Origin of the sequence: Natronomonas halophila, from assembly GCF_013391085.1 — an archaeon.
GTDB lineage: Archaea > Halobacteriota > Halobacteria > Halobacteriales > Haloarculaceae > Natronomonas > Natronomonas halophila.
Window position 1 is genome coordinate 605,378 of the sequence record NZ_CP058334.1, and the last position, 26,790, is coordinate 632,167.

The 26,790-nt window shown below is 59.6% G+C and carries 26 protein-coding genes; 15 read left to right on the forward strand and 11 right to left on the reverse strand.

Annotated elements, in window-relative coordinates; translation table 11 throughout:
• Positions 1-142: 142 nt before the first annotated feature.
• The 8 genes from HWV23_RS03355 to HWV23_RS03390 all read left to right on the forward strand — a co-directional run bounded on the left by HWV23_RS03355 (position 143) and on the right by HWV23_RS03390 (position 7,235).
• Positions 143-478 (forward strand): hypothetical protein, encoded by a 336-nt coding sequence (locus tag HWV23_RS03355; RefSeq protein ID WP_178289009.1) that lies wholly within the window; start codon positions 143-145, stop codon positions 476-478.
• On the forward strand, positions 475-2,619 hold the full coding sequence (locus tag HWV23_RS03360) for a DUF7845 domain-containing protein (protein WP_178289010.1): 2,145 nt from the start codon (positions 475-477) through the stop codon (positions 2,617-2,619). The genes HWV23_RS03355 and HWV23_RS03360 overlap by 4 nt, the downstream gene beginning before the upstream one ends.
• Before the next feature lie 323 nt (positions 2,620-2,942).
• Positions 2,943-3,914 (forward strand): hypothetical protein, encoded by a 972-nt coding sequence (locus tag HWV23_RS03365; RefSeq protein ID WP_178289011.1) that lies wholly within the window; start codon positions 2,943-2,945, stop codon positions 3,912-3,914.
• A gap of 78 nt (positions 3,915-3,992) precedes the next feature.
• Complete coding sequence (locus HWV23_RS03370) at positions 3,993-4,616, forward strand: tyrosine-type recombinase/integrase (protein WP_178289012.1); 624 nt, start codon at positions 3,993-3,995, stop codon at positions 4,614-4,616.
• A gap of 50 nt (positions 4,617-4,666) precedes the next feature.
• The gene (locus tag HWV23_RS03375) at positions 4,667-5,191 is read left to right on the forward strand and encodes a hypothetical protein (protein ID WP_178289013.1); all 525 of its coding nucleotides are present in this window, start codon (positions 4,667-4,669) and stop codon (positions 5,189-5,191) included.
• Positions 5,192-5,317: 126 nt separating this feature from the next.
• The gene (locus HWV23_RS03380) at positions 5,318-6,313 is read left to right on the forward strand and encodes a glycosyltransferase family 2 protein (RefSeq protein WP_178289014.1); all 996 of its coding nucleotides are present in this window, start codon (positions 5,318-5,320) and stop codon (positions 6,311-6,313) included.
• Positions 6,310-6,849, forward strand: coding sequence for a methyltransferase domain-containing protein (locus HWV23_RS03385; RefSeq protein WP_178289015.1), 540 nt, complete (start codon positions 6,310-6,312; stop codon positions 6,847-6,849). The genes HWV23_RS03380 and HWV23_RS03385 overlap by 4 nt, the downstream gene beginning before the upstream one ends.
• Entirely contained in the window at positions 6,846-7,235 is a 390-nt protein-coding gene (locus HWV23_RS03390; protein WP_178289016.1) for a GtrA family protein, read from the forward strand. Before HWV23_RS03385 ends, HWV23_RS03390 begins: the two co-directional genes overlap by 4 nt.
• Positions 7,236-7,239: 4 nt before the next feature.
• Here the strand turns inward: HWV23_RS03390 and HWV23_RS03395 are convergent, their stop codons facing one another.
• The 9 genes from HWV23_RS03395 to HWV23_RS03435 all read right to left on the reverse strand — a co-directional run bounded on the left by HWV23_RS03395 (position 7,240) and on the right by HWV23_RS03435 (position 17,647).
• Complete coding sequence (locus tag HWV23_RS03395; protein ID WP_178289017.1) at positions 7,240-9,024, reverse strand: hypothetical protein; 1,785 nt, start codon at positions 9,022-9,024, stop codon at positions 7,240-7,242.
• A gap of 299 nt (positions 9,025-9,323) precedes the next feature.
• Entirely contained in the window at positions 9,324-9,653 is a 330-nt protein-coding gene (locus HWV23_RS03400; protein WP_178289018.1) for a hypothetical protein, read from the reverse strand.
• Between the two features lie 137 nt (positions 9,654-9,790).
• Complete coding sequence (locus tag HWV23_RS03405; protein ID WP_178289019.1) at positions 9,791-12,148, reverse strand: hypothetical protein; 2,358 nt, start codon at positions 12,146-12,148, stop codon at positions 9,791-9,793.
• The gene (locus HWV23_RS03410; protein ID WP_178289020.1) at positions 12,145-13,818 is read right to left on the reverse strand and encodes a hypothetical protein; all 1,674 of its coding nucleotides are present in this window, start codon (positions 13,816-13,818) and stop codon (positions 12,145-12,147) included. Before HWV23_RS03410 ends, HWV23_RS03405 begins: the two co-directional genes overlap by 4 nt.
• Positions 13,818-15,065, reverse strand: a complete 1,248-nt coding sequence (locus HWV23_RS03415; RefSeq protein WP_178289021.1) for a hypothetical protein — start codon at positions 15,063-15,065, stop codon at positions 13,818-13,820. Before HWV23_RS03415 ends, HWV23_RS03410 begins: the two co-directional genes overlap by 1 nt.
• Entirely contained in the window at positions 15,062-16,078 is a 1,017-nt protein-coding gene (locus HWV23_RS03420; protein ID WP_178289022.1) for a hypothetical protein, read from the reverse strand. Before HWV23_RS03420 ends, HWV23_RS03415 begins: the two co-directional genes overlap by 4 nt.
• Positions 16,078-16,680 (reverse strand): hypothetical protein, encoded by a 603-nt coding sequence (locus HWV23_RS03425; RefSeq protein WP_178289023.1) that lies wholly within the window; start codon positions 16,678-16,680, stop codon positions 16,078-16,080. The genes HWV23_RS03420 and HWV23_RS03425 overlap by 1 nt, the downstream gene beginning before the upstream one ends.
• Positions 16,681-16,683: 3 nt before the next feature.
• The gene (locus HWV23_RS03430; RefSeq protein WP_178289024.1) at positions 16,684-16,941 is read right to left on the reverse strand and encodes a hypothetical protein; all 258 of its coding nucleotides are present in this window, start codon (positions 16,939-16,941) and stop codon (positions 16,684-16,686) included.
• A 145-nt stretch (positions 16,942-17,086) separates the two neighbouring features.
• Entirely contained in the window at positions 17,087-17,647 is a 561-nt protein-coding gene (locus HWV23_RS03435; RefSeq protein WP_178289025.1) for a hypothetical protein, read from the reverse strand.
• 469 nt (positions 17,648-18,116) lie between these two features.
• Here HWV23_RS03435 and HWV23_RS03440 point away from each other — a divergent pair, with 469 nt between their 5' ends.
• The 4 genes from HWV23_RS03440 (at position 18,117) to fer (ending at position 21,004) form a co-directional block, all read left to right on the forward strand.
• Positions 18,117-18,563 (forward strand): type IV pilin domain-containing protein, encoded by a 447-nt coding sequence (locus HWV23_RS03440; protein WP_178289026.1) that lies wholly within the window; start codon positions 18,117-18,119, stop codon positions 18,561-18,563.
• Positions 18,564-18,798: 235 nt separating this feature from the next.
• Positions 18,799-19,566 carry a pirin family protein gene (locus HWV23_RS03445; RefSeq protein ID WP_178289027.1) on the forward strand — a complete coding sequence of 256 codons (768 nt, stop codon included), beginning with the start codon at positions 18,799-18,801 and terminating at the stop codon, positions 19,564-19,566.
• Positions 19,567-19,663: 97 nt separating this feature from the next.
• Positions 19,664-20,218 carry a DoxX family protein gene (locus tag HWV23_RS03450; protein WP_178289028.1) on the forward strand — a complete coding sequence of 185 codons (555 nt, stop codon included), beginning with the start codon at positions 19,664-19,666 and terminating at the stop codon, positions 20,216-20,218.
• 96 nt (positions 20,219-20,314) lie between these two features.
• Positions 20,315-21,004: a ferredoxin Fer gene (gene fer / locus HWV23_RS03455; RefSeq protein WP_178289029.1), complete on the forward strand. Its 690-nt coding sequence runs from the start codon at positions 20,315-20,317 to the stop codon at positions 21,002-21,004.
• Between the two features lie 331 nt (positions 21,005-21,335).
• On the opposite strand, the gene HWV23_RS03460 is transcribed toward fer, so the two are convergent.
• Positions 21,336-22,745 (reverse strand): two-component system sensor histidine kinase NtrB, encoded by a 1,410-nt coding sequence (locus tag HWV23_RS03460; protein WP_178289030.1) that lies wholly within the window; start codon positions 22,743-22,745, stop codon positions 21,336-21,338.
• A 123-nt stretch (positions 22,746-22,868) separates the two neighbouring features.
• Here HWV23_RS03460 and HWV23_RS03465 point away from each other — a divergent pair, with 123 nt between their 5' ends.
• From HWV23_RS03465 to HWV23_RS03475, 3 genes are read left to right on the forward strand one after another with little or no spacing between them, the layout of a single operon-like run.
• Positions 22,869-23,648 (forward strand): hypothetical protein, encoded by a 780-nt coding sequence (locus HWV23_RS03465; RefSeq protein ID WP_178289031.1) that lies wholly within the window; start codon positions 22,869-22,871, stop codon positions 23,646-23,648.
• A gap of 30 nt (positions 23,649-23,678) precedes the next feature.
• A complete protein-coding gene (locus HWV23_RS03470) occupies positions 23,679-23,906 on the forward strand; it encodes a hypothetical protein (RefSeq protein WP_178289032.1) in 228 nt (75 codons plus the stop codon).
• A complete protein-coding gene (locus HWV23_RS03475; protein ID WP_178289033.1) occupies positions 23,903-24,805 on the forward strand; it encodes a DMT family transporter in 903 nt (300 codons plus the stop codon). Before HWV23_RS03470 ends, HWV23_RS03475 begins: the two co-directional genes overlap by 4 nt.
• 42 nt (positions 24,806-24,847) lie before the next feature.
• Here the strand turns inward: HWV23_RS03475 and HWV23_RS03480 are convergent, their stop codons facing one another.
• Positions 24,848-26,686 (reverse strand): acetyl-CoA carboxylase biotin carboxylase subunit, encoded by a 1,839-nt coding sequence (locus tag HWV23_RS03480; RefSeq protein WP_178289034.1) that lies wholly within the window; start codon positions 26,684-26,686, stop codon positions 24,848-24,850.
• Positions 26,687-26,790 lie beyond the last annotated feature (104 nt).

The following is a 26,790-nucleotide window of genomic DNA, read 5'->3' on the forward strand; positions in this document are numbered from 1 at the left end:
GTACAACGGAATTCGTTCCACATCCCGAGTTTGCAGACCACCAAGACACCTGCAGGCTCAACCCGATTAATCGACCCCACATAATCGGTACCGCCAACGCACCAGGTATCGACGTTTCCCTCTCTGAACGGGGTGAGGGGTGATGGCCTCCGCAAAGGCCCCGTCTCTCGACCATGAAACCGCCCATAACGTCCTCGCTTCTGCCGCCAACAGCCGGCAGGCATCGAAAATCATCGACGTCCGCTCCTCGAGCGTGCTCGTCGCCGAGCGCGACAGTGGTATCGCCGTCATCATCGCCGGCTGTGACCGCGGCCTCCACGCCATCTGGGCGCGCCAAGGCACCTACTGCGACGATCGCCACATCGGGCTGACACCGCTCGTCGGCGCCGTCGATGCCGCCGACCGAATCGAAGTCGACCAGAACCCGTCGAGCGAGACCCGTCGCATCACCTACTGCGAGGAGCGTGATGCCGAATGACCGACCGGCATCACGCCGGCGACGACAAAGACATCCCCGGCCTCGAGGACGTCAACGACACCGACGACCCCGAGCAAGCAGACGAAATCCTCGAAGGCCTCCTCGGGCCCGACGCCGGCGACCGCGACGACGTCCCGACCAGCGCCGGCGACGATCAGGAAGAGAACGACGAGTCACGCGCTACTCGCGACGAGACACCGACCGGCAAGTGGGCCTGCCGGTTCTGCCGGGAAACACGCCGCTACGCCGACCCCGACGAGCATCACGATGCCTGCCGCGAATCCGCTCTCCATTGGGAGGAGCTCGAAAGTGAAGCCGACTCCCAACCCGAAGACGAACCCGACCTCCCGACGCCAGAAGACCGAGCGGGCGCCGAAGAGATGGGTGAAACGCCGGAGGAACAGCACACCTATCTCGTCGATACCGCCTGGCACGAGTTCCGCGCCTACCTCAAGTTCGAACGCCACGGCCTCGACCCCTACTACGCGCTCCACTCGCTGATGCGTCGGACCGACTGGCACGACGGGGCGCCCACGCGCGAAATCGAGTACATGGACACGACGTTCACCGTCGAATTCACCTATCGCGAGACCGACGCCGAGGAGAAGCGCTACGAGCCCTGGTCGAACCCCGACTTCCAGATTCAGCGCCCGCGCGAGTTCCACCTCCAGGTCGACGGCCCCGGCGATCTCCGAAAGGCCAGCTTCCATATCCGCCCGCGCTGGCCCGGCATCCAACTCCAAGACGGCACCGACGTCAACAACCCCCGGCAGATGACCGGCGTCGACGTCGACGCCGAAGGGTCGAACCTCGAGCCCGGCGCCTACCCCGAACTCCTCGACAAGGCCATGCAGGCCTTCGGCGTCAACGGCGGCAGCGACTACAGCCGGAAGCGGTACCTCTCACCGCCGAACGTCGCCCCCTGGAGCGTCGTCGTCGACGGAGAACTCTACGTCCGCATCAACGAGCGCTGGAGCGGCCGCATCATCGGCATCAAGGGCCCGCTTGAGCGGATGACCTACCTGCTCGCCGACGAGCGCAGCGGCTACCGTAAGCGCGTCGCCGACGACACCAAACGCGAAGGCTACTACCACACGACCACGCTCGGCTCCATGCGCTGCCGTCGTCTTCTCGACGGCCACCAGCTGGGCAAGGAGATCAAGCACTACCACGTCAAGAACCCCGACTCACTCGACGAGGATGACCCGCTCCGACAGCCGAAGGTCGGTGTCTCTCTCCAGCGCCGCATCTCGGATACGACCGTCTACTGGGATGCCGGTGCCCTCGAGGACGACGCCCGCGCTGCTGACGACGCCGTCGGCCTCAACGATATGGAGCGCGAACTCGACGAAGTCCTCCTGAACGTCCTCCGCTGGGCCGACATCCCCACTCGGCCGGATGCCCAGGTCTTCGTCGAGGACAACGTCTTCAAGCCCGACCTGAACCGTCGCGAACGACGTCTCGTCCCCGATCCGCTCCCGGTGATCGAGAACAAGCAGGAGCACATGGTTACGCGCGCGCTCAACAAGATGACCGACTTGGAGCGCAGCGACACCGACGCCCAGGTCGTCACCGAACTGCTCGCCGACGGCGGCCCGCAAACACCGAAAGGCCTCGCCAAACGCACCGGGAAGACCTACGAAACCATTCTCCGGAGCCTCCAGCGACTCGACGACGTCGTCGAACACAACTACGACGAAGTGAAGTTGAAGAGCCAGCACGTCGCCCAGCAACTCGCCGAGCGCGCCGGCAAGCTCCTGGAGGACTTCGGCTGGGTCACCGAGGAGATCGACCGCCTCGGCGACCAGCTCGCGAACGCCGTCGAAGGCCTCTCCCGACAGGACTCCGCCTTCGAGCAATGGGCCGAACGCTACCTCGAAGGTATCGACGACCTCGACGACGACCCTCGCATCATCCTCCGGTTCGGCTACCGGCCGAAGGACATGGAGGAAGCCCGCGAAATCCTTCAGGACGGCCTGATGGCCCTTCGCGACGCCCTCGGCGAGAACGCCGCCGACTCGTCGCGGCTCGTTCGCTGGGGCCAGCCGAAGATGCAGCTGCGAGACGGCACACCGATGGCGTGGGGTACGGGGGTAACTCTCCTCGACATCCTGAACGGTTCCCGCAGCGCTGTCTCCTGACCACCCGACTGGATAGAGGCATCACTCTCCCGGCGTTTTAGAGGCGGCAACAGTTTCCTGCTTTTATTCCTGAAGGTTATTTGCGAGTTACTTACCACCAGCTGACCGCTCCCCTCGATCAGCGGCGGCGCTTCGAAAATCGGTGGGGGGGCCCCTAATTCCCGTTTAGGAGGTGTGCCTAAGGGCACATCCAAAAGGACACCTCCGGGCCTTCGGCCCTCCGGTACCGCACCACCAACCGCAAAAGAACAACCGCACGGTACTTTAATGAATCTTGTAGGCTCCAACAAGAGTTTTCCTTCCACTCATCTATTTGCCTGAATATGTCTGATGAAGACCTTGGTTCAGATCCCGGTCGCAATCTGGTGCGTAGATCGCTTCCCCTTATCATCGCCGTCTCGGCGATTGGCGCTTTTCTAATAACAGCTGGGCATACTATTGCTATAGGTCTACCACAACTCAGTTATAACGGCGATTGGGGTGTGGTATCTTCTGGTTTGGTCGCGCTTGCTACACTCATTTTAGCATTTGTCACATATTCCACTCTTCAGCATACGGAGGAACAAATCCGTCATCTCCAAAGACAAGTCGAATTGCAAGAAACCCGTCTGATCAATTATCAAAAAGAAATAGAACGACCCTTAGTCAAAGATGTTCTGCAGCAAGTGCTTCTGCCATCCTTGGAAGGTATCGAGTCTAACCTTGCCCGGTTGGATTCATCGTCCAACAAAGGTATAGGCTGGAAACAGTCTAACCCCCAAGGAGCGCAATCAACAGAGTTGGACTCTCTTGTTGAACTCGATGAAGTCGATCCAGTCCTCATTGACTGGCTTCGCGACAATTATCCAAGCTTGATTGATTCCATAGAAGCATATCAAGAGAAGAAGGTTGACTTTGAAGATACAATGGATACCGTTGCTAGAGAGATCGAGGTGCCCATTAGGAAGGAGTTTCAAACCGGACGATTCGACCCCCTTTTACAGGAAGAAGAAGATGACATTCCGAGCGCGGTGGACGAGGTTGAGTGGTTGATCAGAAAAGCAATTAATCAAAAATCGTGGTCGAACCCAAAAGGTGGGATGATTCATCCTGAAAAAACTCTTGTTGGAGCCTCCGGGGGTAACATCCGCGGCCTATTTAGACGAGAGAATTACGGGAGGGAGGAAACTGCTGAAAGATATCAAGAGAGCATGAAGGAATTAACCGCAGCGAGCGAGGAATTAAAAGAAGAAGTCTCGGAGGTCATTCAGGAGGTCCAAAATGAATACAATATTCCGCCAAACGAATTTGACTAACTTTACCGGGAGATAGGAAATGTTCGACTCTCTCAATAGAATCGCACACTTTTGCCGTTCCGGCACACGCCTCTTTATATGTCCACTCCCAGCCAATCCGGCCGCTCTACGGATTCAAACATTTCGTGGCTCAAGGCCGACCAGGTCGAAGCCATGCGTGATGCCGCACACGAAGGCCGCCACGGCCCCCGCGACGACGCGATCGTCACGCTCCTCTACGGCACCGGCCTTCGACGCGGCGAGATCGCACAGGTCGACCGGGACATGCTCGACCTCGAGGAAGAGCAACTCCGCATCCCCAGCGGAATCCAGAAAGACTACCCGAACGACAACACACCTTCGCCGGCGACGTTCGACCTCGATCCGAGTGGCGACCTCCGAACCGTGCGGACCCACCGTGTTTACCTCTCCGATCACGATGGTGATGATGCGCTCTTCCCAAGCCAGAAGTCGCCCCGGATGACGGGTAAGGCCATCAACGACGTCGTGAAGCGTCTCGCCGAGCGCGCCGGCGTTGAACCCTACACCTACGCTGGGCGTGGTTCCGCGAAGGACGTGACCGCCCATACATTACGACACTCTGTCGCTTGGCGGATGCTTCGGTACGAAGACAGGAATACGCTCTATGACGTTCGGAATCGGTTACGACACTCATCTATCCTAACTACTGAGCGGAAATACGACCACTTCGAGACAATCTAAGTTCTATTTCTCGGACAAAACCTAAGGCATCTGCCGTGGGGTGTTGCCCTATGCCTGCTGGTCAGACTGTCGACCACTATGACTGCTTAAAATTCGATGTAGAACCAGATGTTCATCCAGATCCAGTATATTTTACTGAGCAGTCCCCTGCTTTCCAGGTCCATATCACCAATGACAACTCCAAATATGAGTGGTGGGAGCATAGCGACTTCGGCTGGAATATGGTAGTTGACGGCGATGTGGTCAGAAGTGAAAGAGAGATTTTTGGACCATTAGATAACGGAGAATCTACGAAGACTACCATAGAGCCCGGAGTCCTTGCTTATGAGGGCCACGGTGTCATCGAGATCTATACCGGTAAAGCAGGCCAAAGGAGAGACACTACTCGACGAAATCTCCATTCGAACGACGAGCGAAACTGTGACCCAGCTTATTCCTTTAGCGTCTGGGATGAATCTCACTACGAAGCGACCGTGAGACGCCCAAAGCAACTACAAAAAGGGATTATATTCACGTCTGCTGTGCTCATCATCTTCGCCTTTATACAACTCGTTTTGGCATCTTCGAGTCTCTAATCGGTTCCGTGATTGGGCCATTCCCGGAAACGGCCAGAACTAAACATTTCCCTCCGATTGGCATACACCAAGTGGGAAACGTCCGACCCGTCAATTGTAAGTAAGTAGTGCTGTATCGCTACCAGTATGGGTAAAAAGGCAGGAGCGATTATCGAAAATGACTCTTCTGCACGACAATCAACTGCTCTATCGATCGTGCTGCCTGTGTATAATGAATCAGGAAACCTTGAGCCATTACTGGAGGAACTTAGACAAGCCGCCGAATCAGATAATCTGAGCGATTACCAGCCATACGAAATCATTTTTGTTGATGACCGGAGTACAGATGGGTCGCGGGATCTCTTGCAAGATATCGCAGATAAACATTCGAATGTTAAGGTGATAGTTCTTAGTCGCAATTTCGGCCAAAGCGCGGCACTAGCAGCTGGAATAGACTCTGCAAGCGGAAATGTTATTGTGACGATGGATTCTGATATGCAGAATGATCCTGCGGATATCCCTCGGCTGCTCGAAGAACTCGAGAAGGGGTATGACTGCGTTAGCGGGTGGCGAAAGGATCGCAAGGATTCAATTTCAAAAACGCTCCCGTCGAAGATTCAAACGTACTTAGCTTGGCTAACTGGCCCTAAGATACACGACTTTGGCTGTACGCTCAAAGCGTATCGGTCTGAGGCAATCAAAGACATTGATTTGCATGGTGAGGGCCATCGGTATATTCCTGCAAGGCTACATCATCGAGGCTATCGGGTTTCTGAAATCCCCACGAATCACCGTTCGCGTGGAAGTGGGGAAACAAAATACGGCAATAAGAGACTTGTCAAAGGGTCCCTAGACTTGTTGTTCCACGCATTTTGGACAAGATTCTCTTCGCGACCGATTCACCTACTGGGGTCTCTTTCACTCCTTTTCATACTTGCAGGGGTGACGCTGGGTGTCCATTCTGTATATATAAAATATGTTCACAATATTCCGTTGGAGCCGAAAACGCCGAGATTGATATTGATATCCCTATTAATCTTGTTTGGTGTGCAACTGTTCATATTTGGCGTTCTCGCAGAAATGATCACAAAACTCTATTATAAAAGCGAAGAACCATACCGTATTAGCGAGGTCATTGAATGAGTCGTTATACCAGAGATGAATTGGTTGAGATCGACGGCTCCCCGGTCGTTCTCAATCTAGGATGTGGTACCGATCGTCGTGGAGTGGGGATAGACGTTAACTATGATACTGCCGACATATCCGCAGATCTAAATGAAGGGATTCCTGTTGAGGATGACGCAGTCGACCATATAATTATTGAACATGTTCTGGAACATGTTGAGAATCCTTCTGAAATCCTGCGTGAAATGTATCGAGCTCTACACTCTAATGGGACAGCAATTATCGAAGTCCCGAATGCAGGCTGGCTTCCTGTTCGGCTCTATCTAACGCAAGATATCCACCAATTTTGGGCTCATAAGGATCCGAATAAGGAGGGACATTGGTTAGCACGACGACTGGGTAACACCGATCCGGACAGAACAGCACATCTAACACTCTGGAGCAAAGCGTTATTGAGAGACCATCTTGACCGGGTTGGTTTCCAATATGAGTTCGTAAATTCCAAACATTGGTCTCGGAATATCCGAGCCAAAGTTAGCATTCCCGATGAATGATAGTACAGCTCCTTCGATATGGTATCTCCAGCCTCGGAGGTCTAATTTTTAATTTATTATTGCTATCCGCTCTTGTTGAGATAGCTGATGTAGGCGAAATCCCCGCAGCAGTAGTTTCTGCTGGAATCGCCCTTTTACTCACATTTGCGCTGAACCAGGGCTGGGTATTCAGTCAATATCAAGCTAAGTCCAAACAAGTACTTGCGAAAAGAGCATCTTTTTATTATATCATTATGATTGGGGGGAAATCTGCAAATATAGTAATCTATTCTGTTTTATTAAAACTGAATATCTGGTATCCACTTGCGTGGGTAATTGGGAGTGGAATCGTATTCGGAGTGACGTTCCTACTGAACCGGAATATTTGGACCAGAACAGCTGACTAAATTTTCATCCACAACTTTGAGTGTGGTTCTTGTGTGTGTATATTGTCATACTTCTACCCCCATGTTGTGTAATGTTTTCTGAAGCACAATAATTCGTATTTACTGACTGTTCAATCGCCGGCGATACGCTGAAAATTGTCTCTGTCCGCCTCTCTACTATGACGTACTGAGTGTTTCCGGATTTTAAATCGTTATTTGTATCCCTAATTATATCTTTGCTTCTACTGGATTCAGGGTCCCATGTCACAGTCCAATATTTTCTCGAAAAGTCGTTGGTAACTCTATGACCGGCTTCTAATATATATAATGGCTGCGCGCTGAAACCTTGAGCATCGTCCCCGAACTCCTTATGGAGATCGTTGCCGATGGCGACTGTATCCGTAACGGTGATTTGATTATCTCCACCTGCCGGTCCCACAACTAAAGGATTAGCCATAGTGAGGGAGATTATGATGGCGCTTACGAGTAAGCAACTCCATGCGATTTTCTGTACTGTTTCAAATTTAATTTCCCGCAAAATTACCAGGGCTGTAATCCCGGTGATTATAGACAAATAGGGGAATGCATCCTGGAAGTACGTGACAAAAATACCTCGGTCCCGTATAGCATAACTTGCGACAATAGCTAGTACCAAGCCAGCTGGGAGAAGCAACTTCGGGTTCCATAAAGGTGTATCTGAGTCTCCATCAATTTGGGGCGTCAGTAGAACCACAGGAAGCCCAAACCCAACAATTACCGACACTACGGTCGATTCCATGAGCCAACTTGATTCGGTAAACGGCGCGAAGTGGACAGAAAACGTTGATAAAACAGCACCTAATCCAAGTACTACAAACATAGCTAAAGTTCTCGTATTCCCAAGCCTCCTTCTAAGATATGTGACAGGATATATTAATAATAACAGCAGAACAGGGAGTAAGACAATAGCTGCCCGCATGTATGTGATACGATAGCCAATATTTCTTGCTACTACGACATAGACGAACGAAAATAAATTTTCAAGAATTCCTGTCTGGCCCTCAGCACCATTACCCGGTGAGACCGGTTCTGAAATTAGTCCAAATAGATGTGTGTTCAAGAGTTGGATAAAGTGTTCCGTAGAACCTCCGGACCATATCATGTATCCAACCATTACGGTTAGGCCTGTGGAAAGGACAAATAAAGCACCCCGTGAAACCGAGTCAATGAACGACTTCCCTTTGATGCCATATCGGTAGTACAACAAAAATACTAGAATGACACCAAAGTGAACGACGACCACCCGACGAACAAAAAACGCGGTTCCAACCGCCCCACCGAGTAAAATCGGATCACGTAGTGGAAGGTAATCGTCGTCAAGATGACCAAGCAGCGGTAATAGTCCAGTTAGAACTACTAGTTGTGCTACCTGTTCCGTCTTCAGCCAAAGCCCATAAACTAGTTCGAAAGGGGCCAAAACGAATACAGCCATGGCCATAATCCCGGCCTCGCGGGAATGGAGTTGGGTTGTGACAAGGTATATCGCCACTCCGAGAGTGAGGCTTACTAAAGCCATCTGTACTCGCGCAATAACGATTGGACTCAAATCGAGGAGTATAGCGGGCGATAGGAACGCATGGAAAAGAGGTGATCGGCTAAAATAATCTATAAGCGGAACTTGTCCTTCTAAGAGGAGTTTAGTGTCATATAAATATAAACCTGCATCATAGTTGACAACAACCAGATTAAAAAAGACGATTCGAAAAATGACACCAAGAGCTAGTATTGTGATAACGGGATGAGAATAGACCCGATCTCGAATAGATTCCATATTCATTCTTGTCAAAAAGGTAGGCCGATATATCTTCAAATTATCGAACCTGTGATATCGTCTCTGACGCAGAATTTAAGAGCATTTTAATCAACTCCTCAATACTGACGAGTTGGTTGAGGGCATTCCAGGTTTGATTGATCCCAATGAGGTCCCGATCTATATTGTGTCGGACTGAGCGGGTAAGTTAATGAATTGATTTTGTTATCGATTCGCGCTAACGTTTCAAGCGTCTACAGCCGATGGCATCGTGAGCGTGTCATCGACTGATCGATGTCGTTCGGTTCTCGCCGACGCCTTCACACGCTTGAGTGTCTCGGCGTCGGCGCTGGGTACTCCTGATGATTACCCTCGAAATGTTTCGCGATGGCCAGCGCCGTCTGCGGGCCGACGACGTCGACGGCGGCCCGCATGATCCGTTCGGTGCCGAGCCGCTGGAGAATCATCACCTCGAAGGCGAGATTCTCCTCGTCGTCGATCTCTGTCGAAGCGTAGAGGTCTTTCGTAGCCTGCAGCTCCTCCTCGAGAACTTCGTCGATCGTGTCGATCTCATCTGATTGTAATCCTCCTCTGATGGCGTAGCCGGCGAGGAAGCCGGTTCCGACGCCGATAAGAAAGGGTTCGAGCATGGAATATCGAGGTATAGCTGGGCCTCTGAAGGTTTTTCTGGGAGTCAGCCGAGTTCGGTAAACTCACCCCCTGTCCATTACGCGCGCAGTATAGGTCGTGGAACGTGGCGCGCGGGCGTATGTGATGATGATTTGATTCAGGGAACGATGTCAGACCACGGCGCATTGAGCGCTTTCTCGCCGACGGGCGTCAGTACGTACCCGCCGAGCTCTTCATCCTTTACGATACAGGCACCGAGGTCCTCGTTCGTACTGGCGTAATTCGCGATGGTCGTCTCTTTCACAGTACAATGGTCGGCAATCTGGCCATAGGTCCCGACACGATTATCGCGGACTGCACGCAGGACGTCCAGCATGTTCGAGCGCTTGTCATCGCTGACGTATGCCCATGGCTCGATGACAGTCGGGATATCGTGGTCATCGAGGTTGTTCTTGACGCGTTCTTCCTGGGCTTTCTCGGCGTCCCGAATCGTCGTCGTCCGCTCGGCCCGCGGTTGCTCGGTCGGGTACAGCGAGAGGTCGCTCGGAACGGGATACTCTCGCCGCCGTTCAAGCGCCTCTGCCACGACCTCGGCGTCGATGTCGGCCGGACTGATGTCATCGGGGAAATCATCGTCGATGAGATACCAGTCCGAGTAGTAATCCCGAATCGCGGGTTTCTCGTCGCCGTCGTGGACTTCGATATCGTTGACTTCGACCCACCACTCCACGTCGTCGAATGTGTAGTGCCACTTGTCGCGTTCCTCTTCGCGAACGCGGGCGCCCCACGCGATGCCGTATCGATCCAACCAGACTCGGTCTTTATCGGAGAGCCCGCACCGCGCGCCGGCGAACTCAACGGGCCAGCGTTTCCATTTCGGCGTTGCGATGAGGCCCTGGCCCTTTTTGAAACTCTTAATCTGCTCTTCGAGGCCATCGAGGTCCAGGCCCTCTTTCAGCGTGCTAATCCCTTCGTCCTCGTTCGACAGGACGATCTTGTTTCGCATGTTCACGCGGATGGAGCGCTCGACGTCGTTGAGTTTCTGGGTCGACCCAACGAGCATGATACCGCGAGAGCCGCCCTGTGAGGCGAGTTCGAAAATCGTTTGGGTCGTCGCCTTCCGCTCGGCGCTATACTTGTGATTTCGCGGCTGTGAGGGCGCGACGTTCTTCAACTCCCGAATCTCCAGCGCAATCCGAGGCACGTTCTTGTTCTCGTCGATCGCCGTCCAGATAAGCTGCATCCACAGGTCCATGATGACGAACTGGAGGGCGCCGTGGCCGTCATCGAGGAAGTTACAGTTCAGCGCGGCGACGCGCTCCTGGTCTTTCAGCACGGCCTCCATATCGAGGTTCGTCTCGGCATCGGCGTCCTCGATGAGGCCGTCGGCGGCGTACTGGGCGAGTGTGTTGGCCGCCTGCTGGAGGGTTTCGTCTTCCTCCATCTGATAGGAGATGTCGCGCATCGCCTCTTCGTCACCCAGTTCGTTGACGGTGACGGTGGCTTCCTTCTCGCCGGCGAGGTCCTGCAGTTCGTCGACGAGTTGGTCGACCGTTCCAGTGCCGCGGCGCGTCGTTTTCAGCGCCTGCTTGATCCGGCGTTCGGTTGAGCCGCTGGCCGAGGACTTGCCAGCCAGTCGGAGGATGATCTCGGGCGTCAGTGTATCGACGCCGACGGTGAACAACTCGAAGTTCCCGGGGAGTCGGTCCGGGAGGCCCGGCATCGCGGGCACGTAGACGCGTGTCTCGTATGCTTTCGGTTCCTGCCCGAGGCGTTTGAGACTCTGCCGAATCGGGTCTTCGTCGTTCGGGATGGCGATCATCGGGAGTTCGTTTCGGCCGTCGTCGAGGATGGAGACCCACTTGTAGCCGTGTTGGTCCTTCAGGTTCCCACAGATGCGGGCGTTCGTCGAGTCCTTGCCCTGGCGTGGACTCGCCGTGGTCAGGATGTGGTCACACGACATGTGCGGGACGGCGGCGCTCATGTACTCGACGGAGGCTGTCGAATCGCCAGCCATCCGCTTCCGGCCGATGGGGAGAAGGTCCTCTTCTTTGACCAGCGAGCGCATCCCCTTCTTATCGAGATGTTCGAGCGTGATCGGGGCGTAGTTCGTCCGGTCGCTGGCGCCGGCGATGTAGCCCTGCGCTTTCGCAATTTCATGCAGGACGGCGTGTTCGTCGACAGCGTCGGGGCGGCGACCACGCGTCCGAAGCCGGTGCATCCGGAGAAAGGCGCTGCGGGCCCACGGTGCGACGTCGCTGCCGCGAAGGACGTCGTCGCGGTCGGGGTCCAGCCACAGGTACCAGTGGGCTTGCGCGAGCAGTTCCTCGGCATCAGCGTCGCTATCGCCGACCAGCGCGTCTTCGGCGTCGCTGATAAGCGTCCGAACCTCGGCTTCGACCTCACGATTCTCCTGATAGAGTTGCTCACGAATCCGGTCGCGAAGCCGGTTTTCGGCCGCGGTGGCCGTGTCGGTCCGGTCGCGTTCCTGAATCGCGTCGAATTGGCTATTCATGATGGAATCGTGTACCGTTGGGTCGTTTCTTCAGGCGTTGCGTCCGGCAAGTCGTATCGCGTCTCCAGCGACTGCATCGGGAATCGCTGGGAGAAGTTCGCTCGCAGCTTTGCGACGTCCGGAGGCAGCGCCTCGACGCGGGCGCGGACGCCCACGATGTCCCGGCCGCCGTCGGGTGCCTCCAGCGTCATCTCACGCTCGACGAGCGCCGCGGGCACGAGTTCTTCGTAGCACTCGGCGACGAGATCGGGGCCGTAGCCCATCCCGACAAAGCGGAGACCTTGCCAGATGTAGCGGCGGTCGTGCTCGGTGACGCGGCCGGCGAGGACGTCTCGTGGGACGATGCCTTCCTCGGAATCCAGCACCTCGCTCACGAGTTCGTCGTAGATACCGGGCTTCTCGAAGTTCTCCCGCCAGCCCGCGAAGTTGAGGATATAGCGGTCGACACACCACGCGTACCGCTCCTCGATGGCTGGCGACGGGTGATAGCCGTTCGAGCGTTCGAGGGCCCGCGTCGCGAGCGTCTCCACGAGATCCTCGCGGTCCTTCGAGGCGTATCGCCGCCCGGCGAGAAAGCCGATGTGGAGGGTGACTTCCGGCGTTTCGACGGTCTTGACGAGGACGCTGATTTCCTCCCACGTCTCGCCGGTGCGGTCGCCGCGAAGGCGTCGGAGGCGACGTTTTCGCCGCCACTGGTCGGTCTTGTACACGCCGAGGCCGACCAACAGCGCTGCGGCCAGCATCGACGGATACAGCCACACCTGTACCCAGAACTGGACGACGATGAGCTCAAGGACGAACACAATCGCCGCCGGCACCAGGAGGCGCCAGATGAGTGCCGATGTCTGCAGCGAAGTTGCCAGATCCATGCGCCAGAGCTTGAAGCGCTCCGAGGCCGACGCCGCCGGGCCGTCGTCGCCGGCATCGTCGCTCTCGTCGGGGCGGTCCGGGACCTGAATAACGGTCTCGGCCTCTGGCTGGTCGTCAATCGGGCGGACCGCAGGCGTCAGGGCTTCGTCGAAGGGATCGGTGACGCCTTCCTCCAGTGAGAGCGTGTCGGCTTCGCCCTCGAAGGCGCTGCGGATGTGGGCTTTCGCTTTCTCAACCGTGTCGTCACCGAAGATGATGGCGCGATTCGTGCCCTGCGTCGTCCGAATCTCGTCGGCTGCCTGCGTAATCGTCTCCGGCGAGTAGCCGGTCTCTTGGGCGGCGCGGCGAATCCGCGCGGACCGAATTCCCCAGATGGTACCGCGGCCGAACACGACGGCCGCGATGACGTAGCCCCAGCCGTTCGTCATCCACTCGAAGAGCGCCGAGATGACGGGCGCACTGGAGGCCGACACTTCGGTGCCGGAAGTCGCGGCGTAGAAGAACCCGGCGCCAGCGATTGACGCCAACAGGATCGCGCCAAGAGTAAGCGCTTTCGTTGCGGGCGAGGCGACGAGCAGACCTCGAATGCTTCGCCAGACGCGAATCGGGATACGGAACGGGAACGTGAGGACTCGCCACAGGAGCCTCAGCCCTCGCGACCCTGCCTCGAAAACAGGTCCGAGCAGCGTTTTGATGCGGCGGGCAGCACGAACCACGAGCCGAACGGGTAGGGTGAGAACCCGCCAGATGAAGCCGATAACCGTCGCGACGGCCGCCCGAAGGCGGTCAAGCGCCCCCATCAGTCATCACTCCCGGTGCCGTGGTTCGACGGCCCGAACGCCATCTTGTCCTCGTTATCGAGTTCCTCGATGAGCTGGGCGACGTCGTCGCGAGCGTCTCGATACAGGTGGCCGAGGTTGTACTCGGTCTCCATGTACTCGAGTGTCGCCTTCACCTCGCCGAGGGCCTGCTTCGCGGTCGGGATGCGGTTCCCGCGAAGGACGGGCTCCAGCCACGAGTTCTCGATGTTGCCGGGTTCGAGATCGGCCACGCCGTCGTGGACCTGCTCCAGTCCGTCGTCGGTCTTCCGGTGGGCGCCCAGCGCTGCCAGCCGGGCGAGTTGGCCCGCGGACCGCGTCTTCAAGCCGTCCTGCCAGTAGATCGCGTTCGACCCGACGGCTGGGATGTCTTCGAGCGGCACTTCGTCGGCGGTCTGGCGCTGCTCGCGATACGCGAGTTCCAGTTCGCGACGCTCGCGTTCGGCGCGTCCGACGTCGTTCTGCAGGGCCTCCAGGAGGCCGCCGTAGCGACGCTGAATCCACTTCGCCAGCAGCGCGATACCGGCGAGCAGCAGGACCCAGAACAACCAGTTCGTCGCGGCGGCGATAGCCAGCCCCATCAGTTGGGCGGCTTTCTCGGTGAGGAAGCCTTCAACGAGGTCGGCGCGGTCATTGATGTAGCCAAGGTAGACCTGGAGTTCGTCGGGGGAGGTCCCGTAGCCGTGGGCTTCCGAGACCTCCTTCAGTTCCTCAATGACGGGCGCGTATTCCTGCAGTTCACTGGCGCCGACGGAGACGCCGGTCTTCCGCGCATACAGCGTGATCTCTTTCGTGCTGCCGTCTTCGAAGAACAACTCCAGCGTGTACAGCGATTTCTCGCCGAGCGGCGCGGCATCGTCATCGTAGTCGACGCGGACCTGCCGGCCGCCGGCCAACACCTCGGCGTTCGCGGGTTGCTGTTGGACACGGGCGGCCTCGACGGATTGAGAGAGGGAGAACACCGCGAACGGCCCGGTGGTTTCGAACACCGAATCCGACTGGTTGACGGCAACGCCAAGGAAGTCCTCGTCGAACTGCACGGGCGTGACGCGCACCTGTGAGGCCGCGGTCGGGCCCTCGGGCTCCGAGTCACCGGCTGCCGGTGTCGGCGTCGAGGCTGTCTCTGTCGGCGTCGCGGTCGTCGTGTTCGTACCGTCCTGGGCGACGGCGCCCATCGGGACGGCAACCAGCGAGAGGATCAGTAGCGCGGCGAGGACGAGACGCTTCATGTATCGGCCTCCATGCCGGCGCCGTTGGCCTCACGCTGGTCTTTCGGGAGTCGCTCGGCACGGCGGTCCTGACGGACTTCGACCGACCGCTGCGGCGTCGGTAGCCGCTCCAACGTCTCCATGATTTCCTCGCGAGCGGCTTCGCGATTGAATCGCTCGTTGGACTGCATCCGCCGCTGAAGGTCGGACAGCAGCGCCTGTGCCTCGCCGAGTTTCGCGTCCTTGGTGTCGAGTCGCATCTTGTATTTCTCGATTTGCTCTTTTTGCTGGAGGTAGCTCTCGTAGGGCATCTCGATGGGGGATCGATACTGGTAGTCGGCAGCGTTCGAGACGCCCTCGGTGGTTTCCTGGGCTTGCGTGCGAATCTGGTAGTGGTCCTCGTCGATCTGGACGGCGTGACCCGGGATTTCGTGGGCGACGCGGTCGCTCAACACCGTGCGTTTCGACCGGAGTTCGCGGTCGTGGGCGACAAGCTTCCGCCGGCCGAAGAGCCCGAGAATCCGGGTGGGGAAGTGCTCGTAGACGATCTTGTTGCCGTCGGTGTTCGTCGTCGTCTCGGCTTTGCCGTACCAGACGGTTTCGGTGCTTTCCTCGTCGCCGCCTTCGTCTTCGTAGACGATGTCGAGGCGGCCGCGGCCGCGGTCCTTCTTTGCCCGGTAGGCGACGCCGCCGAAGATACCGACGATGGCGATAACGCCGGCCTGAATCGCGTTCGCGTACGGGACTTCCGCCGGCGCGCCGGCTTTGAACGTGAAGTAGACGTAGACGCCAGTTGAGATGATGATGCCGCCGATAGCAAGTACCACCACCTTCGCGGGTAGCGTCAGGGTCTTGTGTTTCTTCAGCCACGAGACGCTGTAGTCGCCGCTGCGGCGGGCTTCCTGTTTCACGCGGTCGGTCCCGCTGTCGGGGTTTTCGCGGTCGTCACCGAAGACGTTCCAGCGGTCCAGCGCCCAGATGACGAGCAGAACGATGACGACGGCGATAACGCCGATGGCGACGTAGTTCACCATCAGCGGTCCCCCTGAGCGACTTGCGCCTCGATACGGGCGGCTTCATCACTCTCGTCAGTGTGGCCGATCTCGACGTCGCTCTCCTCGTAGAGATCCATCCCGCGTTCCCAGAGGGCGTTGTACTCTTCGGCGCGGTCGGCCAACGCCTGCGTAATTTGGTGGCAGCCGATGGATTCGGCATACCGCCGATAGGCGCGCTTCGTCTGGCTCATATCGGCGTCGGCGTACTCCGATTCGAGCGCTTCGCGTCGCCGGCGCTCGACTGGATCGATGAACACCGGACAGCGAGTTCGGTAGTGCTCACACCCCTTGCACGAGTCGGGGAAGTCGCCCGTGCCGTCGCCATCGACGCGGCGCATCGGATATTCGGCCATCCCGGCGTCTTCGTCGTCGCTATCGATGCGGCGGAGTTGCGTGAGGTGGTGGTCGACGATGCTCACCATATCGCCGCCGGGCAGGTCGTGGGCGTCTCGGAGCCACTGGTAGATGCGCTTGGTGAGGTCGGGATCGTCGACGAATCGGACTTCGGCAGCGAGCTCCTCCTGGAGCCAAGTGATGCTGCCGAAGCGAGACGGCTGCTGGTGCTGTGTCTGTGGGTTCATGGATTAATCAGTCTCCTGTAATCGGTGGTCGGCGAGCGGTGCGTCTGGCGGTGTTTGGATGTCGAGACCGTCAAGGAGGTCGGCGATGGTCGGCGTCACCTCCACCGGCGTCAGCAACAGCCCGACGCCGGCGATGGTGCGGACGCTGAACTCGTCGTGTGGGTCGAAGGGACAGGCGTCGCTGCGACTCACGTCGGCTGGAATGTAGAACTGGATGTTGCCGGCGCCAACCTCGGTGACAGTCCCCGTCTCGTGGGGCATGTCTAAGTCGTGGTTGTAATGGTTACAATCGAGGAATCCGTTACAATCGGCGGCCGATTAAAAACGGCGGCCCGGGGCCACGGGCCCGCGGACCGGCGGCGTAACTCCGGGTCATCCAGCGATTTTCTTTCGGAGGCTGGTTGAATCATCGAGGTTCGAGGTATGCGTCGCCCTCGGAGATCCGGAACTCGCGCTCCCCGAGATACGTATGCACGCAGAGCTTGTAGATCTCGTAGCCGAACTCCGGGATGGTCGTACCCGTCGTCTCGCCGAAATTGATGTATCCAGTTTCCGGGTTATAGCGACGCCGGACGCGGTGGGCGCCGTACTCTATAGTTTGCCCTCCGAGTTCGCGCTCCTTCGGGAGCGGGAGCTTCGGGGCGGTGAGTTCGACGGGTTTCTGTTCGCGATGCAGGACGTCGCCGCGGCCGTCGATACAGTCGTCGTCAACGAGCCACGCGAGGAGTTCGGCGGGCCGGCCGCCGTTCCACGCTGGTTCTTCGAGTTGGGTGCGACACAGCGGCTGGCAAAAGCGGAGGGCGAGTTGGCGGGCTTTGTGCTCGGCGGCGTCAGTGCCGGCGACCTCGACGTGGCCGCGTTGGCGGTCGGGCGTGGTGTCGTCGCCCCACCAGTTGTCGCGGTTCCCGAGCGGTTCGCGACTGCTAAGGCTGGTGCTGTCGCTCTCGGTGGATTGGCGTGTGGACATGATGGGTGAAGGTGACAGTTGGGACTGGTGTACTCGGCGTGCGGTGTTCGCGCTGCGCCTCCGCCAGTCCAACTGGGTTGGGTTTTCAGGGGCAGCGTTGTATCCCGGATGGGGCCACACGCACGCCGCGCGTTACTCGATATAACTGCCTCCTCCTAGAAAAACCTATGCCTATATTCGCGTTTCAAGCACTCTACCCACCGATTTCCTATTAAAATACCCAAGAAACTGATAGGTATAGGTGTTGCTTTATTGTCTCGGGTTGTGGGTGGCTCAGCTGTCGATACGCCCGAATGTTTAAACCCCTAGGCGCGGCCACCAGTATGTGAGCGCAGACAGCACGCGAGAAAGACGGGTTCGAGGGAGCTACCCAAGTTCCCCTCGCCGACATCTGATTGTTGGTGAGGGGACGCTTAAACCCCGCGGCCCAACTTCTCGTCGTGAAACCGCTGCGCCGCAACCACCAACCATGGAATTCAAACAACTACTCAACGACGACGACGCGGTGTCGCCGGTCATCGGTGTCATTCTGATGGTCGCAATCACCGTGATTCTCGCGGCCGTGATCGGGACATTCGTTCTCGGTCTCGGCGACCAGGTTCAGGAAACCGCACCGAACGCACAGTTCAGCACCGACTACGATACGTCGGGCGACCCGGCACTTACCATCACGCATGACGGTGGGAGTACCATCCCTGCAGACCGACTCACTATCTCCGGGAACAATCACCTGAACCCAAACACGAATGAGACATGGATAGATTATGCAGGCACTGTCAGCGGTGATAGCGAGGTGGCAGCCGGTGACCAAGCTACTGTCACGTTCCAATCGGATATTTCGGACAACAGTGCGCGCGTCATCTGGACGTCTGAGGGCGGCGGCCGAACCGCAACCCTCACCGAGTGGGAAGCCTAACTGAGCTAACCGACCGCTTTTTTATTTGCGCACCACCTCGATAGCACCGTGCTTGCCGACCCGACCGACGCTGCGGCCGCCAAGAAAGCCCTCGTCCGCACGTACAACCCACCGGGCTACGATGACTCAGGGGCTGTATGCAGGACTACGAGCGTGTCCGGCGCGCCGCGGCCAAACAGCAGGAATCCTGAATACCTCCGAACCCATTTATCGCCAGAAAGCATAGCGAGACCTAATGGAAAACACCCCATCGGCGAAAACACAGGCGCAGATATATACGGCCCCACAAACAGATGTCTCGCAGAATCAGGGCAAGTTTCGAACCAATTTCAACTTCCCCGGGCGCACGCTTCCTGACCACGACGACCACGGCTACGGTCCGCTGGCGACCGTCGTCGAGTCGTTCATGGACCCCGGCACGCTGATTCGGATGCACCAGCACCGCAACGAAGAGATCATCTCGTGGGTGCCCGAGGGCGTGATGCGCCACGACGACCGGCAGGGGAACGAACTGGTGACCGACCCCGAGCATCTGATGGTGATGAACGCCGGCAGCGGCTTCTGGCACGCCGAAGAAACCGAGGCCGGGGACCCGCCGCTGCGGATGCTCCAGATTTTCGTCCGCCCCCATAGCCTCGATTTGGAGCCGGACATCCAGCACGAACCCATCCCCGAGCAGACGGCAAACGAGTGGCGCCACCTCTTCGGCCCGAAGGGCGGGGACGCGCCGCTGTACGTCCGCAACGACGTGGCGTTCTACGACTGCCGACTCGACGAGGACGCGACCGTCGCACTTCCCACACGCGCCGGGTGGGATACCTACCTCTACGTGTTCGACGGCGCGGTGACCGTCGGCGAGGACGCCCACGTCGGATTCACCGAAAGCGCGCTCGTGACCGACGGCGAGGACGTCGCCGTGACCGCCACCGAGGAGTCGACTATCGTCGCCTTCTGTATCAACCCCGAAGCACCGATTACCCGACAGGGAACGATTGGCCGCTGACGCGTCGCCGGGGATGACGAGTCGTGGAACGACGCGAGCCACACCCGTCAACCTCGCATGAATATTTAAATACCACATCCATGAAATATGATGTGGTATGGCATCCCAAGAAGTACGGCTGGAAAGCACCATCGGTAGCTACACGGCGAGCGGCCAACTCCATACGCTGAGCGTCTGGTTCATCCTCGCGTTGCGGCTCATGATGGGGCTGGCGTTCCTGCAAAGCGGGGTCGATAAGGTACTGTCCGGTAGTTTCAGCGCCGCGGGCTACCTTCAGAACGCCCCGCCGGCAAACGGCAGTCCGGTCGCGGACCTGTTCGTGAGTATGGGGAACACCCCGTTATTCGTCGACTTCGTGAACATCGCCGTCCCGTGGGGCGAGGTCCTCATCGGCCTCGGCTTGCTCGTCGGCTGTCTCACCAGACTGGCCGCCTTCTGGGGTGCGTTCATGATGCTCATGTTCTATCTGGGCAACTGGGACATCAGCCACGGCTACATCAACGGCGACTTCGCGTATATGCTGGTGTTCCTCTCGGTGGCCGCGTTCGGCGCCGGCCGTATCCTCGGCCTCGACGCCTACATCGAGCAATACGACGTCGGCGGCCAACCGCTCGTCGAGCGGTATCCGTGGACCCGGTACTTCCTCGGCTAGCGGTTCGATTCCTCTTTTATTGCCGTCCGCCGCGACCACCAGCACGAATTGCTACGGGACAGGGGTTTATCCGTCCCATCCGACTAGGGCTCCGTAATGCCGTCCCCGTTCGAGGTGCTGGAGATCGAGCCCGGAGCAGACGAGGAGACGGTCGAACGGGCCTATCGCGAGCGCATCAAGGACGCCCACCCGGACCACGGCGGCTCACGGGAAGCCTTCCGGCGGGTCCGCGGCGCCTACGAGTCGATTCTGAACGGCGACGTCGATGTCGACGGCGATGGCGACGCCGCGGAAGATGCCACGGCGACGAACGGAACGACGTCGGATTCCGAACCGACCGCCGAGAAGCCGCCCGAGGAACGGCCCTCGCGCGTGGAGTATCTCAACTACGAGGTGCTGGCGGATTTCGGCTGGTCGGTCACCGACGACGACCTCTTCGAGAAGGCATCGGCGGCGGACCTCGATACGCGGGATTACGGTCGCTTTCTCGTCGAACCAAACGAGTTGCTGCTGGAAGCCGCCGAGGAACGCGGCTTCACATGGCCCTTCGCCTGCCGGGGCGGGGCGTGTGCGAACTGCGCGGTCAAGGTAGTCGAGGGCGAACTCTCACAGCCGGTCGACCACATCCTACCTCCAGAACTCGTCGAGCGGGACATCCGGCTGTCCTGTGTCGGCGAACCGCTCACGGAGACGCTCCGTATCGTCTACAACGTCAAGCACCTGCCGGAGTTAGAGGAACTCCGTCTGCCCCCGGGGCCGTTCAAACGCGCCAAGGCCGATGACTGACGGGAGACTGCCGACAACGGGTTTCGAACGCCGTTTTCGGTCCGGCGTATTTATATCGGGCCGCCGAAGCATCGGCCGCCTAGAGGCGACCCGCCGATAGGCTCCGTCTTCGGGCTGGCAGCCTGCATCACTGCCTTTCCGAGCGCGTTCTTCCCGCGATAACGGCGTTATCAGATACCGAAACTGCTCTCGTGGTATTTAGTTACGCTGTTGACAATAGTACCGTATGTACCTGTTACAGAAGGGTGGGTTGTTTCTGTTGACCGCGCTGATAGTCGGGGTGGTGTTGCTGGCGATCTCGTATCTCGGCACGACGCTGTAAGGGGAGAGGTCAGCGGTCGGCCAGTGTCTGGACGCCGGTGATTTCGAAGCGGGCCCCGCCCGAGGAACTCTCCGCGGCCTCGATATCCCAGCCGTGGGCTTCCGCGATGCTTTGGACGATAGCCAACCCGAGGCCGGTGCCCTCGTCGCCGGTCGTAAAGCCGGCATCGAAGATTTCGTCGCGTTTGTGCTTGGGGATGCCGGGGCCGTTGTCCTCGACGAAGAAGCCCTCGTCGTCGATCATTCCGACACGAATCCGGGCGTCCTCGCCGCCGTGTTCGATGGCGTTCCGAAAGAGGTTCTCGAAGAGGCGTCTGACCCGCTCGCCGTCGGCGGTGATGTCCTGCAGGTCGCCGTAGTCGAGTTCGGCCCACATCTCGTCGACGCTGCTCCAGGCGAGACTGACCGTCTCTTCGAGGTCGACGCGTTCGAACTCGTCGACGTCCTTGCCCTGACGGGCGAGGGTGAGAACCTCCTCGATAAGTTTCTCCATCCGTTCGAGGGATTCCTCGGCGGTCTGGAGTTGCTGCTCGTTGTCCTCCTTGCCCTTGGCCATGCCGATGTTGCCGATAGCGACGTTGAGCGGGTTCCGGAGGTCGTGGCTGACGACGCTGGCGAAGGCTTCGAGTTGGGCGTTGCGGCGCTCCAGTTGCTCGCGTTTCGCGCGTTCGTCGCTCCGGTCGGCGAGCAGCAGGACGTAGCCGAGCAGGGTATCGTCGTCCTGAACCGCGGTGAGGGTCCCCCGGCCGTAGAACGTCTCGCCGTTGGCCTGTCGGAACTCGTCTTCGAACTCGACAGCATCGGTCCGGAGCGCACGCTGGAGGTCCTGTTTCGGCTCCCGGTCGCTGTGTTCCGGATAGAGGGCGTCGAGGCGCGCGCCCACGACGTCCCCGGGAGCGAAGCCGGTGAGGTCGGCCGCGCCCTCGCTCCAGTCCTCGATGTAGCCCTCGGGGTCGAGACGCGCGACGACGAACCCGCGGGCCGCATCCAGCGTCCGTTCGGCCCGTTCGGCCCGCGCTTCGAGGTCACCGACCGTGTTGCGGCGGCGCGTATCGACGAAGGCGGCGATGGCACCGCCCGCGGCCCCGACCGAGGCGACGGTCGATATCATGAGCAGGGGGTCCAACTCGGCACCGAAAACGCGCGTCCGCAGGAGGACGGCGTCGGCCGAAAAGCCGACGGCGGCCGCGCCGGCCACCGTCCACAGGAGGACGCGGCCCGAATCCGCCGATAGCGTTCGTACCCGGACCCCGAGCGACAGCAGGAACCCGCCCGAGAGGAACACCGGCGTCAGCGCCAGTATCAGAATCGGGTCGAGCGTCTCCGCGGCGTAGGCCCGTTGGCCCGCGACGGCGATGGCGGCGATACCACCGAGCACTAACAGCGGCCCGACCGGCAAGGCGTCAGCGAATCGTCCCATCGGGGGAGTGTGTGTCCGCGTCCGGTATAACCTCTCGCATCGCCACGACAGTCATATCTCCCCGACTCCCGTCGGGCGCCGAAGCCACAAGCGCTTTCTCGGCGCCCGCGTCACCTCTACCACATGCTCACGTCCGTCGAGGCGGCCGCGGTACTCGCGGCCGTCGCCATGGGTGGCCTCGCCGCACAGGTCGTCGTACCGACCTGGCGGACCGTGCTCGCCGCTGCCCCCTGGACCGTCACCGCCGCCATCGCCGTCATCGCGGCGCATATCGGTGCCTACGACCTCCTCGCAGTCGACGCCTCTCCGCTTGCGGTCACCGCTGGCATCGCGGCACTCGCGGCCGCGAGCTGGGTCGGCTGTATCGAACTGGCCACCCTCCGTGACCTCGCCTACCGGGACCGCTATCTGGCTACAACGGGGACTGTGGCCGGCCTCATCCTCGGCGGGTCGCTGCTCTCACACGCCGATTTCACGCCGCTGCGACTCGTCTGGCTCGCCATCGCCCCCATCGGGGCCGGACTGCTCGCCGTGGTGACGTATTTCGTCCTCGGTCTAGTCTACACCGACGCGCTCACCGAACTGCAACTGGCCGGTCTCTATACGGTCGGCGTCATCACCTTCGACGGCGTGGCCTCGGCTATCGTCGTCGAACAACTCGGCGGAACCGACACCGCCGTCGTAACCACGGGTCTCATCTGGGTGGCCGAGCGCGTCGGCCACGACCCGTACATCTGGGCGCTGGTTCCCGCCCATCTGCTGGTCGGCATGCTCTTCGTCAGCGCCTGCGGTTGGGCCGGCAGACACCGCCACGAGGCCGGCATCCTCTCGGCACTCGTCGGGTCGATTGCGGTGCTCTGGTCGGCGACGGTCCTCCTGTTGTCAACCATCCTCCTCGGATAGTTACTTATCACCCCGAGGTGTATCGGGAGTGTGAAAAGCCACATCCGTGACCCGGTCGGAACCGGCGTGGCCGTGGCCATCGGTGTCGCTCTCGGCGTAACGCTTGCGGCGCCGATACTCCCCCAACAACTCGGCCTCCAGACCGATATCGGCGGCGGCCACATTACGATGCTTCTGGCGCTCGGCAGCCTCGGCCTCATCGCGGTTCCGTTCGGCGCATTACTCCTCTATCTCCTCTTTTCCAGAACCGACAGATGAACATCGGACGCAATCTGGGGCTTTTCGTCGCTCTCTCGGCGCTGTGGGGACTGTCCTTCCCAGCTATCTCGGCGGGGCTCGAAACGCTGCCACCGCTGCTTTTCGCCGCGTTCCGGTACGACGTCGGCGGCACACTGCTGCTCACGTTCCTCGTCGTCCGCAGTACCGACTGGCGACCGAAAACCCGGGAAGACGGTCTCGCCATCCTCATCGCAGGCGCATTCCTCATCGCCGGCAACAGCCTGCTTTTCGTCGGCCAACAGACCATCCCGAGCGGTATCGCCTCCATCCTCTATGCGCTCGTCCCCATCCTGACCACCGGCTTCGCGGCGGTCTTTCTTCCGTCCGAACCGTTGACCGGCCGGCGCATGGTCGGCGTCCTCATCGGTCTAGCGGGCGTCGGCGTCATAGCTCGACCCAACCCATCGAACCTGCTCGCGGCCGAACTGGTCGGCATCGCGTTCGTCATCGCCGCCGCCGGCAGCGTCGCCCTCGGCAGCGTCCTCCTCCGGACGCGCACCCCGACGCTGGATACGGCACCGATGACCGCGTGGGCGATGCTTCTCGGTGGCCTCTTCCTCCACGCCGGCAGTCTCGCGGCCGGCGAACCAGTCGCCAGCGTCCGGCTCTCACCAACCAGCATCGTCGCCATCGTCTATCTCGGCGTCCTCGCCAGCGCCGTCGCCTACGTCATCTACTTCACCCTTCTGGACCGATTCGGCCCGCTGGAAATCAACCTCGTCTCCTACGTCGTCCCCGTCTTCGCCACCATCGGCGGCATCTTCCTGCTGGACGAGGAACTGACGGCCACGATGGCGCTCGGCTTTACGCTCATTGCCGGCGGGTTCTTCGTGCTGAAGGCGCGCGTCATCGCCGAGGAGTTCGGTTATTCGGCATGACGGCGTGAGGTGGTCAGACTCTTATAAAAAGAGGTGGGACTCTTAATCGAGAACGACCAGCGGGTCGCCCTGATCGACCGAATCGCCTTCGGCGACGGCGATTTCGGCGACGGTGCCGCCGATTTCGGCGACGACGTCGTTTTCCATCTTCATCGCTTCGAGGACGCAGATAACGTCACCGGCTTCGACGGTGTCACCCTCGGCAACGTTGACTTCGAGGATGGTTCCCTGCATCTCGGCGTTGATGACCTCGCCGTCGGCGGTGACGGCCGGTGCGGACCCGCCGTCGCTTCCGCCACCACCGCCTCCGCCGCCGCCACCGCCACCCGAGGGGCCGGGCGCGGAGGGGCGTTCGGCGGCGAACTCGGCGCGCTCTTCGAGTTCGACCTCGAAGCGCTTGCCGTTGACCTCGACGGTGAACTCCCGTTCGACGACGTCCTCCTCGCTGGAGGATTCGACGTCGCCGGTACCCCACTTCTCCTGAGCCTCTTCGAGCCGTTCCTGTTCGAGTTCGTGGTCGAGGTATTTCGTGGTGTGCGTCCCCGAGGTGAACTCGTCGTCCCGGAGCATCAGCCGGTGGAAGGGGATGATGGTCGGGATGCCCTCGATGTCGTATTCGGCGAGCGCGCGGTCCGAGCGGGCGAGACACTCCTCGCGGTCCGATCCGTGGACGATGAGTTTCGCGATCATCGAATCGTAGTCAGTCACGAGGTCGTCGCCCTGCCGGAGCGCGTCATCGAGGCGGACGCCGATGCCGCCCGGTGGGTCGTAGGTTTCGAGTTTGCCACCCTTCGCGGGCGCGAAGTCCTCGGCGGCGGTTTCGGCGTTGATACGGTATTCGACGGCGTGGCCGTCGAGTTCGACGTCGTCCTGCGAGAAGGTCAGTTCCTCGCCGTCGGCGACGCGGAGTTGCCATTTGACGATGTCGATGCCCGTCAGTTCCTCGGTGACGGTGTGTTCGACCTGAATGCGGGTGTTGACTTCGAGGAAGTAGAAGTTCGCATCGGGGCCGAGCAGTTCGCCGTCCTCGCGGTCCTCCTCTTCGACGAGGAACTCGAAGGTGCCCGCGTTGTAGTAGTCGGCGGCGTCAGCACCGCGGCGGGCCGCCTCACCGATTTCCTCCCGGAGTTCCTCGGAGAGGGCCGGCGAGGGGCCTTCCTCGATGACCTTCTGGTGGCGGCGCTGCAGCGAGCAGTCACGCTCGCCGAGATGCCGGACGTTGCCGTGTTCGTCGGCGAGAATCTGTACCTCGATGTGCCGGGGGTTCTCCAGATAGCGTTCGAGATAGACCGAGTCGTTGTCGAAGTACGCCTCGCCCTCGCGCTTTGCGGCGTCGAGTTGGTCTTCGGCTTCGTCGGGTTCCTGAACGATTTTCATCCCGCGGCCGCCACCGCCGCCTTCGGCCTTGATGGCGATGGGGTAACCGTATTCCTCGCCGAACTCGTGGACCTCCTCGACGTCGGTGACGGGGTCGGTAGTCCCGGGGACGATGGGCACGTCCGCCTTGTCCATGATTTTCCGGGCCTTGGTCTTCTCGCCGGCCTGTTCCATCGACTCAGAGGAGGGGCCGACCCACGTAATCTCGTCGTGGGCTTCGACCTTCCCGGCGAACTCGGCGTTCTCCGCGAGGAAGCCGTAGCCGGGGTGAATGGCGTCGGCGTCGGCCTTTTCGGCGGCCTCGATGACCGCGTCGTGGTCGAGATACGAGTCGGCTGCACGGGCAGGCCCGATGTTGTACGCCTCGTCGGCGTATCGCACGTGGCCGCCGTGTTTGTCCGCATCGCTGTAGACAGCGACGGTGTCCACGCCGAGGTCGTCGCAGGCGCGCATCACGCGCACCGCGATTTCACCTCGGTTGGCAACGAGTACCTTATCGAACATCCTGTGGGTAGAAAATCACGGGGCATACGTCATTCTATCGATTTTAACAATTACCAACTCCGGGAGAGTTTTCGCAGGAAAGGACGTATACTATCCGGAAGAGG